The 12,633-nt window shown below is 45.7% G+C and carries 10 protein-coding genes; 7 read left to right on the top strand and 3 right to left on the bottom strand.

Annotated elements, in window-relative coordinates; all coding sequences use genetic code 11:
* Positions 1-17: 17 nt before the first annotated feature.
* Entirely contained in the window at positions 18-941 is a 924-nt protein-coding gene (locus AOC06_RS07535; RefSeq protein WP_215336265.1) for a branched-chain amino acid transaminase, read from the bottom strand.
* A gap of 191 nt (positions 942-1,132) precedes the next feature.
* Here AOC06_RS07535 and AOC06_RS07530 point away from each other — a divergent pair, with 191 nt between their 5' ends.
* The 7 genes from AOC06_RS07530 to AOC06_RS07500 all read left to right on the top strand — a co-directional run bounded on the left by AOC06_RS07530 (position 1,133) and on the right by AOC06_RS07500 (position 8,663).
* The gene (locus AOC06_RS07530; protein ID WP_215379899.1) at positions 1,133-2,344 is read left to right on the top strand and encodes a phosphoglycerate kinase; all 1,212 of its coding nucleotides are present in this window, start codon (positions 1,133-1,135) and stop codon (positions 2,342-2,344) included.
* 2 nt (positions 2,345-2,346) lie between these two features.
* On the top strand, positions 2,347-3,783 hold the full coding sequence (pyk, locus tag AOC06_RS07525) for a pyruvate kinase (RefSeq protein ID WP_215379896.1): 1,437 nt from the start codon (positions 2,347-2,349) through the stop codon (positions 3,781-3,783).
* Between the two features lie 43 nt (positions 3,784-3,826).
* Positions 3,827-4,891: a class II fructose-bisphosphate aldolase gene (gene fba, locus AOC06_RS07520; protein WP_215379893.1), complete on the top strand. Its 1,065-nt coding sequence runs from the start codon at positions 3,827-3,829 to the stop codon at positions 4,889-4,891.
* A gap of 7 nt (positions 4,892-4,898) precedes the next feature.
* Complete coding sequence (locus tag AOC06_RS07515) at positions 4,899-5,798, top strand: phosphoribosylaminoimidazolesuccinocarboxamide synthase (RefSeq protein WP_215379891.1); 900 nt, start codon at positions 4,899-4,901, stop codon at positions 5,796-5,798.
* 73 nt (positions 5,799-5,871) lie between these two features.
* The gene (purE, locus tag AOC06_RS07510) at positions 5,872-6,378 is read left to right on the top strand and encodes a 5-(carboxyamino)imidazole ribonucleotide mutase (RefSeq protein ID WP_215351890.1); all 507 of its coding nucleotides are present in this window, start codon (positions 5,872-5,874) and stop codon (positions 6,376-6,378) included.
* Between the two features lie 5 nt (positions 6,379-6,383).
* The gene (locus tag AOC06_RS07505; protein ID WP_215379888.1) at positions 6,384-7,568 is read left to right on the top strand and encodes a 5-(carboxyamino)imidazole ribonucleotide synthase; all 1,185 of its coding nucleotides are present in this window, start codon (positions 6,384-6,386) and stop codon (positions 7,566-7,568) included.
* Positions 7,569-7,571: 3 nt separating this feature from the next.
* Positions 7,572-8,663, top strand: a complete 1,092-nt coding sequence (locus AOC06_RS07500; RefSeq protein WP_215379886.1) for an L-threonylcarbamoyladenylate synthase — start codon at positions 7,572-7,574, stop codon at positions 8,661-8,663.
* On the opposite strand, the gene dacB is transcribed toward AOC06_RS07500, so the two are convergent.
* Both dacB and AOC06_RS07490 read right to left on the bottom strand, forming a co-directional pair.
* Positions 8,609-10,132 carry a D-alanyl-D-alanine carboxypeptidase/D-alanyl-D-alanine endopeptidase gene (gene dacB, locus AOC06_RS07495; protein ID WP_215379884.1) on the bottom strand — a complete coding sequence of 508 codons (1,524 nt, stop codon included), beginning with the start codon at positions 10,130-10,132 and terminating at the stop codon, positions 8,609-8,611. The two genes, AOC06_RS07500 and dacB, sit on opposite strands and share 55 nt — an antisense overlap.
* A 2-nt stretch (positions 10,133-10,134) precedes the next feature.
* Positions 10,135-12,627: an ATP-binding protein gene (locus AOC06_RS07490; RefSeq protein WP_215379882.1), complete on the bottom strand. Its 2,493-nt coding sequence runs from the start codon at positions 12,625-12,627 to the stop codon at positions 10,135-10,137.
* Positions 12,628-12,633 lie beyond the last annotated feature (6 nt).

Raw genomic sequence — 12,633 nt, 5'->3', positions numbered from 1 at the left:
CCCGATGATTGAAATGATTACTTTACGTAGGTTAGCCAAGATTGATAACGATCATTTTTCCCATAAACCGCGGAAAAGTAAGTGTCTTGAATTTTGGCAGTAATCGGACCTTTTTTGCCATCACCGATTGTGCGATCATCTAATTCACGAATCGGTGTTACTTCGGCAGCAGTACCAGTAAAGAAGGCTTCATCAGCAGAGTAGATTTCATCACGTGTGATGCGCTTCTCTTTTACCTCGTAGCCAAGGTCTTTGGCAATCTGCATCACGGATTCGCGAGTGATGCCCTCAAGGCAAGAGGCCAGGTCCGGGGTGTAAATCACTCCATTACGAACCATAAACAAGTTCTCTCCAGAGCCTTCCGAAACATAACCCTCAATGTCTAGTAGAAGGGCTTCATCGTAACCATTGGCGGTAACTTCTTGGTTAGCTAGGATAGAGTTAATGTAGTAGCCAGATGCTTTTGCTCTGACCAAGGAAGAATTGACATGGTGGCGGGTAAAAGACGAGGTTTTGACTCGGATACCCTTGTTGAGGCCATCCTCGCCTAGATATGCACCCCATTCCCAAGCTGCAATTGAGGTATGAATCGTATTGCCCTTGGGGGAGATCCCAAGCTTTTCGGAGCCAATGAAAACGATTGGGCGAATATAGCAAGACTCTAATTTATTGCTACTGACGACTTCTTGAATCCCTTGACCAATTTGCTCAGCACTAAAGGGCAGTTTCATCTGGAATATCTTGGTGCCATTGATCAAGCGCTTAACATGGTCTGAAAGGCGAAAAATAGCCGTTCCTTGAGGGGTTTTATAGGCTCTGATGCCTTCGAATACGCTCATGCCGTAATGCAGGCTATGAGTCAGGACATGAATATTGGCCTCGCGCCATGGGATTAGCTTCCCATCGGACCAAATAAAGCCATCGCGGTCAGACATCGACATGTTTTCTACCTTTTATTCCAGATCAGTCTAGGTTAAGTGGAAGGCGCGCTAAATGGGTTAATTCCCGGATTCGGAATGCCTTCGAAACCTTATTGTAGAGCAGGTAGGCTAAATCTCTAGGTGGGTAGGAACTTGGAGGATTTAGAATGGAGAACTACCTATAAACCTAACCAATACCGCCTTTATTTTCTATGTCAGACACCCTTTTTAAAGTGAAACGCTTAAGTGACTTGGCCGCAGCCGGTCTACTAAAGGGAAAACGGGTCCTGATTCGGTCTGACCTGAATGTTCCCCAGGATGAGGCAGGCAATATTACAGAGGACACTCGGATTCGGGCGTCGATGCCAGCGGTACAAATTTGTTTAGAAGCCGGGGCTGCAGTAATGGTGACTTCCCACCTTGGGCGACCAACTGAGGGCGAATTTAAACCTGAAGATAGCTTGGCTCCTGTGGCTCATCGAATTGCCGAGTTGCTCAATCGCAAAGTTCCTTTAATTAGTGATTGGGTTGATGGTGGTTTTGAGCTTGCGCCTGGTGATTTGGTATTGCTGGAAAACTGTCGTTTGAATGTGGGCGAAAAGAAAAATACGGATGAGCTATCTAAAAAGATTGCGGCATTGTGCGATGTCTATGTAAACGATGCCTTTGGAACTGCGCACCGAGCTGAAGCTACAACGTATGGTGTTGCTAAATTTGCACCCGTTGCGTGCGCAGGTCCGCTGATGGCAGCAGAGTTAGATGCACTAAGTCGGGCCTTGGCTGATCCAAAGCGCCCGCTAGTTGCGATTGTTGCTGGTTCAAAAGTCTCATCGAAGTTAACGATTCTTAAAGCCTTATCTGCAAAAGTGGATGAGCTAATTGTGGGTGGTGGAATTGCAAATACCTTTATGTTGGCTAAAGGGTTGCCAATTGGCAAATCACTAGCTGAGCCAGACTTGGTTAATGAAGCCAAAGAAATTATGGAGCTCATGGAAAAGCGCGGCGCGCATGTACCTATTCCTGAAGATGTCGTAGTGGCTAATGAGCTCTCTCCCTTAGCGCGTGCTAATCGTGTGCCCGCTGATCAAGTTGCGGAAGACGACATGATTTTGGATATTGGACCCAAGACCGCAGCAAGACTATCCATTATGTTGGCGCATGCAGGAACGATTGTTTGGAATGGCCCGCTTGGTGTGTTTGAGATTGATCAATTTGGCGGCGGCACAAAGATGCTAGCTGCGGCGATTGCCCACTCTCCAGCGTTTTCAATTGCTGGCGGCGGCGATACTCTGGCAGCAATTGCAAAGTACGGCATTGAGAATCAAGTTGACTATATTTCTACTGGGGGCGGGGCTTTCTTGGAGTTCCTCGAAGGTAAAACCTTGCCCGCCTTTGAGGTTCTGGCTGAAAGAGCGAAAGACTAAGCATGTTAAGAGCAACCAAGATCATTGCCACCTTAGGGCCAGCCTCTGAAAAGCCAGAAGTCTTAAGAGAGATGATTCTGGCTGGCGTAGATGTGGTGAGAATGAATTTCTCACATGGCACGATTGCTGACCACAAGGCGCGTCACGATTTAGTACGCAGTATTTCAGCTGAGCTTGGCAAAGAGGTCGGCATCATGGCAGACCTGCAGGGTCCCAAGATTCGGATTGGTAAGTTTGCAGAAAACAAAATTCAACTCAAAGAGGGCGCTGACTTTATCCTGGACGTCAATTGTCAGATGGGCAATCAAGATCGTGTCGGCCTCGATTACAAAGAATTACCTAGCGATGTCCAGCCCAATGATCGACTCTTATTAAATGATGGTTTAGTCGTATTGCGCGTGCAAAGCGTAAACGGCGGTGAAATTCTCACTCGCGTTGAGCAGGGTGGTCCTTTATCCAATAACAAAGGAATTAACCGCGCTGGTGGTGGCCTGACTGCTCCTGCATTAACTGAAAAAGATATTGTCGACTTGGATGCAGCTATTGCTATGGGCGTGGATTTTCTGGCGATTAGCTTTCCAAAAGATGGCGCCGATATGGCCTATGCCCGCAAGCTAGCGGATGCAGCGAGTACAAAGCATAAAGTCGGTAGAGTCAAAACGATTGCTAAGGTAGAGCGTGCTGAAGCGATTGAAACCGATGCATTACTCAGCATCATTCAGGAGAGTGATGGCATTATGGTTGCGCGCGGAGATTTAGCGATTGAGGTTGGTAATCCTGCGGTACCAGCATTACAAAAACGTATGATCACATTAGCGCGTGAGGCAGACAAGTTTACGATCACCGCAACCCAAATGATGGAGTCAATGATTAATGCCCCCGTTCCAACGCGTGCAGAGGTGAGCGATGTAGCTAATGCCGTCTTAGACGGAACTGACGCTGTCATGCTATCCGCAGAATCTGCAGCTGGAATGTACCCAGTGCAAACGATTAAAGCAATGGCAGAGATTTGTGTTGAAGCTGAGAAATCAGATAATGTGAAGTTGGATACAGACTTTTTAGACCAAACTTTCAGTCGCATCGATCAAACGATAGCTCTTGGAGCTTTATTCACGGCCCATCATCTCAATGCAAAAGCCATCGCAGCTTTAACTGACTCTGGTTCTACTCCAATTTGGATGAGTCGTCACAATATCCATGTACCGATCTATGCGCTCACCTCCAAGATTGCGACACAGCGCGCTCTGAGTACTTATCGCAATGTCATTCCTCTGAGCTTGAACTACAGCTCAGACCGTGAAACAGCTTTGAGTGAAGTTGAGTCATGTCTAAAAAATATCGGGGCTGTTCATGAGGGCGATACCGTAGTTTTAACCTCTGGTGAGCCAATGGGCCAGCCTGGTGGCACCAATACCCTCAAAATTATTCACGTAAAGTAAGCTAATTAATTAACCACTTAACCCTAGATTAAGAGAACACACTATGTCTTTAGTTTCAATGCGCCAACTTTTGGATCACGCCGCAGAAAATGGCTATGGTCTGCCAGCCTTTAATGTAAACAATCTTGAGCAGGTTCAAGCCATCATGGAAGCTGCTAATGAAGTGGGTTCTCCAGTCATCATGCAAGCCTCAGCAGGAGCTCGAAAATATGCTGGCGAAGCCTTTTTAAGGCACCTCATCTCTGCAGCGGTAGAGGCTTATCCTCATATTCCAGTTGTGATGCACCAAGACCACGGACAAAGCCCTGCGGTCTGTATGGCTGCTATTAAGAGCGGCTTCACTAGTGTGATGATGGATGGTTCCCTCGAGGCAGACGGTAAGTCTGTTGCCAGCTATGAGTACAACGTAGATGTCTCAAAAGAGGTGGTGAAGTTTTCCCACTCTATTGGCGTCACTGTAGAGGCTGAATTGGGCGTCCTAGGCTCTTTGGAAACAATGAAAGGTGATAAAGAAGATGGTCACGGCGCTGACGGAATGATGACTCGTGAGCAGTTGCTTACCGACGTTGAGCAAGCTGCTGATTTTGTGAAAGCCACCCAATGCGATGCTTTAGCAATCGCGATTGGAACCAGTCATGGCGCTTATAAATTTACCAAGAAGCCAACTGGTGACATTTTGGCAATAGAGCGGATCAAAGAAATTCATACTCGTATTCCGAATACGCATTTGGTGATGCATGGCTCATCTAGCGTGCCTCAAGAATTATTGGCTGAGATTCGTGAGTTTGGTGGCGATATGAAAGAAACCTATGGAGTTCCTGTTGAAGAAATTCAAGAAGGTATTAAGAACGGCGTACGTAAGATTAATATTGATACCGATATTCGTTTGGCGATGACTGGCGCAATTCGTCGTTACTTATTTGAAAACCCAAGTAAATTCGATCCCCGCGACTATCTAAAGCCTGCGCGTGAAGCCGCTAAGAAAGTGTGTATTGCTCGCTTCGAAGCCTTTGGCTCAGCTGGACAGGCTGCGAAAATCAAGCCCATTTCACTAGAGAAAATGGCTGAGCGCTATCGCAGTGGTGAATTAGCCCAAATCGTAAAGTGAAAATTTAATGCCTGCTCTATATTCCACTTCTATTCAATCCTTGCCTCTGCTGTCAAAGGGTAAGGTGCGTGATGTTTATGCTGTGGGCGATGATAAGTTGCTCATGATTACCACCGATCGCTTATCTGCTTTTGATGTGGTGATGGGTCAGCCTATTCCTGAGAAGGGCATTGTGCTCAATCAAATGGCTAATTTTTGGTTCGATAAATTAGCAAATGTCATTCCAAATCATCTCACCGGTATTGATCCAGCTTCAGTTGTCGCTCCTAAGGAAGTAGAACAAGTTCAGGGTCGTGCGGTTGTGGCTAAGCGTCTTAAGCCAATTTTGGTTGAGGCGGTTGTGCGTGGTTATTTGGCAGGAAGTGGTTGGAAGGATTATCAAGAGACAGGCAAGGTTTGCGGCATTACTTTGCCTGAAGGTTTAGAGAATGCGCAGAAGCTGCCTGAACCCATTTTTACCCCTGCTGCAAAAGCCGAGATTGGTGAGCACGATGAAAATATTTCTTTTCAGCAAGTGATTGAACTCATTGGTGAGAAGCTAGCTAAGCAAATCCGCGACGTTAGCATTCGTTTGTATAAAGAGGCCTCTGAATATGCTGCAAGTCGCGGCATCATCATTGCCGATACCAAGTTTGAGTTTGGGCTTGATACAAATGGTGATCTAGTCTTGATGGATGAAATCCTGACAGCTGATTCTTCTCGCTTCTGGCCTGCTGAAACCTATCATGTGGGCTCCAATCCCCCTTCCTATGATAAGCAGTTTGTCCGTGATTGGCTGGAGACTGCTCAGCTTAATGGCAAGCCTTGGGCTAAGCGCCCCCCAGCCCCTGAGTTGCCAGTAGCTGTGATTGAACAAACTGCTCAAAAGTACCGTGAGGCGCTAGCGCGTTTGACCCAGGCAGGTTAAGTTCACCTAGCAAAACCCAGTAAAAGGCTGGGATAATAGAAACTTATACAAGAAATTAGCTCCGGAGAAGTAAATGAGTGAGAAGTTGGGCAAAAAACCAGTAGTCGGAATCGTGATGGGCTCCAATTCAGATTGGGACACCATGCAACACGCTGCTCAAATGCTAGATTCATTTGGTATCGCTCACGAAGCCAAAGTCTTATCCGCTCATCGCATGCCTGATGATATGTTTCAGTATGCAGAGCAAGCACGTCATAATGGCCTGCAAGCCATTATTGCTGGTGCCGGCGGCGCCGCTCATTTACCAGGTATGTTGGCTTCAAAGACAATCGTTCCAGTTTATGGTGTTCCGGTGGCTAGTAAGTATCTTCGTGGCGAGGATTCCCTCTTTTCGATTGTGCAAATGCCTAAAGGGATTCCTGTAGCTACTTTTGCTATTGGTGAAGCTGGTGCAGCCAACGCTGCTTTACATGTCATTGCAAATTTAGCAATTTCAGATCCAGCCTTGGCACAGCAGCTAGAGGCTTTTCGCGCTAAACAATCTGAAACTGCGCGTTCAATGAATCTGCCAGGATATTAAATCAGATGGTTCAGCGTTTAGAGCCCGTTTTGCCGGGCTCCTATCTTGGAATTTTAGGTGGTGGTCAATTAGGTCGAATGTTTACCCAGGCTGCTCAAGCAATGGGTTACAAAGTTTGCGTATTAGACCCGGATGCTGAGAGTCCTGCTGGATCGATCGCAGAAAAATTTATTCAGGCTGACTATCTAGACTTAAAAGCACTCACAGAAATGGCATCACTTTGTGCTTCTGTCAGCACCGAGTTTGAAAATGTGCCTGCACAAGCTTTAGATCAGCTTGAATCTCTGGGCGCTTTTGTTGCACCTAGAAGCGCCTGCGTATCCCTGGCGCAAAACCGCATTGCTGAAAAAAAATTCTTAGCTACTTGGAAGGCTGAAACCAATATTGGCCCAGCACCGCATTTTGTGATTGAGCATGATACCGATATCGCGCAGGTGCCTGCAGATTTATTACCCGGAATTTTGAAGACTGCTCGAATGGGTTACGACGGTAAAGGCCAAATCACCGTTCAAAATGCTGCAGAGTTAAATGCTGCTTGGAATGAGTTTGCACGCGTGCCTTGTGTATTAGAAAAGCGTATGGATTTAGATTTTGAGGTTTCAGCTCTTGCAGTACGAGGTCATGACGATACCGTAGTGGTTTATCCGGTTTCGCAAAATATTCACCGTGACGGTATTTTGCATACCTCTACAGTTCCAGCACCATCATTACAGTCAGAGCAAGAAAAGAAAATTGTTGAGGCTGCCAAAGCACTCATTCGAAAAATTGATTATGTTGGGGTTTTGTGTATTGAGTTTTTTGTGTTGAAGAACGGTGAAATCATCGCCAATGAAATTGCCCCACGCCCCCATAATTCTGGACACTACACGATGGATGCCTGCATTAGCAGTCAGTTCGAACAGCAGGTCCGAGCAATGGCTCGCCTTCCTTTGGGCGATACCCGATTACTGGCCCCCGTTTCGATGCTCAACTTATTGGGCGATCTCTGGTTTGAGGGGATTGATGATCAAGCTAAAGAGCCGGCATGGAATAAGGTATTAGGTCACTCAGACGCAAAATTACATCTTTATGGCAAGTCGGTTCCCCGTATCGGTAGAAAAATGGGGCACGTTAATTGTCTCGGTGAAACTTTGGACGACGCTAGAGCAACTTGCGCTGCAGTTGCTTCAGAATTAGGAATTGAGCCGTAGGCAATGCCTAACAATATTCCCTCACTTCAATCTTCAGTGGTGATTAGTGAAGCAGCACAAACTCTCCGGGAGGGAGGGTTAGTCGCCTTTCCGACTGAGACTGTCTATGGCTTGGGTGCTGATGCCAAAAACCCTGAGGCGGTAAAGAAAATCTTTGCTACCAAAGGGCGACCATCAAACCACCCTTTGATCGTTCATGTTGCTGCACCAGATCGGTTCGATCAAAACGAAATTGATTGGAGTGCGGTACTAAGCCCATGGGTACGTGATATATCGGAACAAGCGCTGGTTTTGGTTAATGCCTTTTGGCCAGGCCCCCTGACTTTGGTTTTTAAGAAAGATAAAAGTGTTTTGACCGAAGTTACCGGAGGTCAAGATACCGTCGCAATTCGCGCCCCTGCACATCCTGTTGCACAAGCTCTATTAAGAAAATTTAAAGGCGGTATTGTTGCTCCCTCAGCAAACCGTTTCGGAAAAATTTCGCCAACAAATGCAGCTGATGTGCGAAGTGAGTTTGAAAACACTCTGGATTTGATGATTTTGGATGGAGGGGATTGCGAAGTCGGAATTGAATCCACTATTTTGGATTTGTCCTCCGAAGGCTCCCCTGTGCTCTTGAGGCCCGGCGCCATTACGCCCTCCGAAATTCTCGCAAAGACAGGCATTCAGGTTGTCAGACCAGGCGAGCAAAATAATCTCGAGCACCAAAATTTACCGAGGGTATCGGGTAGCTTACGAGCTCACTACGCTCCCAACACTCCCTTAAGAATGTATTCCTCAGGACAGGTGCTGGATACACTCACAGAATTCCCCGACATCAAGTCTCGAGTTGCAGTTGCTGTTTGGGATTCAGAATCATCTTTAGGTTTAGAAGATCACCCCTCGATTGATGTAGAAGAGATACTGATTTCAAGCAATCCACGCCATTTTGCAAATCGTTTGTATAGAACGTTGCGGGACTTAGATGAGCAGGGTTGGGATTTGATTCTGATACCGGAGCCACCCCCAGGCGAGGAGTGGGATGGGGTTAGAGACCGGCTTCAGCGTGCTTGCTTTGGCTCAGGACCATCCTCTAGTAGCCAAGACAACAGCTGATCTTGCGCCTCAATGCCTCTATTGGCATTTGGATCATTAATAAACGCAGTGACGGCGTATATTTTTCCAGACTTGCTCACTACATATCCTGATATCGAGCGTACATCAGAGAGTGACCCTGTCTTAATTCGAGCTTCCGGTTTTTTCTGTAGATGAAGAAATTTACGCAATTGAACTAACAAACGATTTCTCATCGTGCCATCTACTCCAGCAATCGGTAGACTGTTATAAAAAATATCTCCTGTTGGAAGGCTTCGAGCAAGCACTAACAGCTGATTCATATGTTCTGGAGTGATGGCTTCATTTCTAGATAAACCAGCCCCGTTTTCAATGACAAGCTCCGGAAACTGTAGATTCATCTTTTTTAGCCAGCTCCGAATGACTAAATCACCGTTCTCGACACTCGCGGGTTTACCCACTTTCTCTAAAGCCAGTGTCAGTAAGACTTGTCTAGCCATGACGTTATTAGAAAACTTATTGATGTCCTGAACATCATCTGTAAGCTTAATTCCTTCAAATTGCAGTAGCGGTCTGGCGGAGACTGGTACTGTCCCGTCTTCGCCATCGGGTGCTTGCGCCCAAGTCCCGCCAGATTGCTCCCAAGCTGCAGAGAAGCCTTTGGTTAAAAAAGTATTGGCATCGATTGCAACCACGTTATAAGCAGCATTAGTACAGGTAGCGGGGAAATAGCCGTTAAAGTTTGCTGTAAGTATTTTTTCTCCAATGTTCTGCTTATTGTTGCCAATCAAGTCAAAAGCAATTCTCTTTTTCCAGTTATCACAAGATTGATTCACTAGTCTTAGTTGATTATTGATGGTCAATTGAGATAGGGTGGGCGTATAGCTAACATCAATGAAATCTGCCGTACGCGATTTACTCAAGGTGAAAGATAAGGTTCGAAATGAGTAGAGTAGAGGGTCGGGGGAAACGTTGTAAGCGCGAGATTCTTCCCCGTCAATAGATTGCTGCTCCATAACGTCTTTAGCGTAAGCGCTTCTATCAAAGATGAGGTTGCCATCAATCTTTTGGATGCCAAGATTCTGTAATGCTTGCATCATCTTGGCTAACTCTTCAGGTATAAGCTTTGGATCCCCGCTCCCCTGGAGGTAAAGATTGCCTTTGAGAACACCTTGTCGAATGAGGCCATCAGTATATAAATTAGTGCGCCAACGATAACCTGGACCCAATACTTCCAAGCTAGTGAGTGTAGTTAAGAGCTTCATGGTTGAAGCTGGATTCATGGGCTTACTGGCGTTCCAATCTAAGACTGCTCTCGCTTCAGATTTTCCTGACCCCGTCTTAAGAATCTCCATAACTGAAACCCCCATAGCCTCAGGAGAAATTTGATTCTTTTCTAGGCTAGTTAAAACAGCCTTCGGTAGCGAATGGAGCATTTGATCTGGTGCAGCATGAGCAAGCTGACACACCAGCAATAAAGTCAGAATTTTTAGTGGCTTAAGTAAAGACATTCCTAGATTCTAGGCGTAATTTGGATTCCATTAAAACATTCATTTTTGGGAGCTATCGCTAATCTATTCTTGTATCTCTCGATCAGTAAATTCTGCTCCTCTAATAAGTCAATCAGGCTTGAAATTCTGCTTTCTAAATGAGTGTCTGCCTCCAGGATCATGCAATCCGCTATGAACTGTTTTGCATTCAAAAGGGCGGCGCCGCCTTTGATTTTATGAAGCAACTGCTCAAAGTCCTTCTGGGAGAGCTTTCCTTTCGAATATGAGTTCCGGAGTGCCTTTAGTGACTCATCATGAACCTTTTGAATTTCATCAAGAACGAGCAATATTTTGTTTGGATCATTTTGAAGAAGTGGACCAAAATTGTCGAATGAATATTCAACGCCCAGATCGTTGGAGGATTCTTCATTGAAATAAAAATATTGCCTCAGTTCTCTCTCGAGTGTCTTAAGGCTAAGTGGTTTAATTAAGACGCTATTCATGCCAGCGCTCATGAATACGCTACGAGATTCTAGGGCATAGATATCGGCAGTAATCCCAATAATAATCAGATCGGTGTTGCCTGAGGCCCTGATTTTTCTGGAAAGCTCGGAACCCTGCATGCCTGGGATAGACTGATCTGTCAGCAGTAAGTCAAAATGATGCTCATCAATGAGATCAAGCGCTTTGGTTCCAGACTCGCAAACCAAAACCTTGAACCCCAGAGCCTCAAGTTGGAGGGATAAAATTTGGCGACTAGCTGCATGATCTTCCACCACTAAAGCAGCAATATTTTGTCCCCTGTTTTTTTGTCGGCCGGTAATACTTTCAGTGACATAAGATCGAGCTGTCGCATGGCTTGAGTGGCTTACTGCTGCATCCCCTGTTCTCGAAAGGGCAACTGAAAAATGGACATTGGTTCCGAATCCCGGTGCGCTGTCAAAGTAGAGGTGACTATCCATTGACTCTAGTAAGCGTTTGGTGATCGCCAAACCCAGTCCACTGCCCTGTATGGCACTATTCTGATTTACTTGACCCGTTACTGAGAGCTGCTCAAATTCTTGAAGGGCTAATTCAATTTCATCAGAACGCATTCCGATGCCGGTATCAATGACTCTAAATTCCAGGAGCTGACCGGCATGATCATCCGCAAGCACGCTCACTGAAAAATAGATCTCACCTTCTTTGGTAAATTTGATTGCATTGCTGATGAGATTTTGCAAAATTTGCCTAAAGCGTAAGCCATCAACCATTAGCACTTCTGCAAGTCTTTTATCTACCGTAGTGTGAAGAATTAAGCCTCCCTTTTTTGCAATTGGCGAAAAAGAAGCATGAATATCGTCAATCAAAGCCTTTAGATCATATGAAACCGGATTAAGGCTGAGCTTTCCTGCTTCAATTTTTGATAGATCTAAAACTTGATTCAAGATTCCCAGTAAAGATTGAGCAGAGCTATGAGCGCTTTTGAGTAAGAGCTTCTCATTGGGAGGAATACTCGGATTATTGAGTAACAGTTCTTGTATGCCCAGAATAGCGTTCATTGGAGTTCGTATTTCATGGCTCATCGTTGCCAAGAAAGAAGACTTTGCAGCATTAGCCTGTTCAGCTATATTTTTCGCTTTCAATAGCGTTTGGCCAAGTAAATCTTGTGCTGCCCGCTTCTTTTGAAGATCCCAAATAAAAGCCCCTCCGATCAATAGCAAAATCAATGTCAAGAGCCATTGGGCATGACTAGACTCTTTAGTTGTCGCGATTGATGCAAGTTTTGGTAAGCCAAAGTCATTTGCTGATTCAAGTGGGTCTAGATCGTTTAAAAAGCGCTGAATGATCCGATCTAAGGGCGCATGATTTTCTGCCATCAGTAACCGATAGGGAAAGGGTTGGTGGCCATAATGCCCAACGATGCCGATCTCGGGATGATTCCATTTCTTTAGGAGCTGAGTGGCTAGTCTGGCCGGCATCACTAGGGCTTCAACCTCTCTTTGAATGAGGGAAGCACTTAATCTCGCTAAGTTAGGGCTAGGGGTGTTTGGGGCTAAATCTTGATCCCGAAACTTGGAATAGCCACGATCAAAATAGAGCACTTTGCTATTGCTCCTTGGGCCATCTAAGTTAGCACCTTTATAGCCCACTAGTACATCTTGCCCCCAGAACACAGGATCAGATAGCAGTAAGGCAGGGCCTGGCTTGTGATTCAAGTTAGGAGGATCAATCACAAAATGGATTTGGCCAGAGGTAAGCTGATGAAAGATCTCGGCATCAGAATGTCGCCAAATCGGATGAAATTCTTGTTGGGTGTGATCGCTTAAACGATCCAGTAGAGCTCTAAATATTCCTTCACCCTCCTTGTCTGTAGCAGAGCTAAGGTAAGGCCGATATTTCTCATGAATACTAAATCGTACGATGGGGTGTGCATCGACCCACTTTTGCTCTTCCGAAGATAAAGACAATGAGTGCACAAAGTTACTTGCCGTTAGACAGACAAATGCCGTACTCAAAAAAATGAATCGATGCATTACCAA

It is taken from the genome of Polynucleobacter paludilacus (genome assembly GCF_018687595.1).
GTDB lineage: Bacteria > Pseudomonadota > Gammaproteobacteria > Burkholderiales > Burkholderiaceae > Polynucleobacter > Polynucleobacter paludilacus.
The sequence above is the reverse complement of the archived record's forward strand: the minus strand, read 5'-3'. Positions and strand labels throughout refer to the sequence as shown.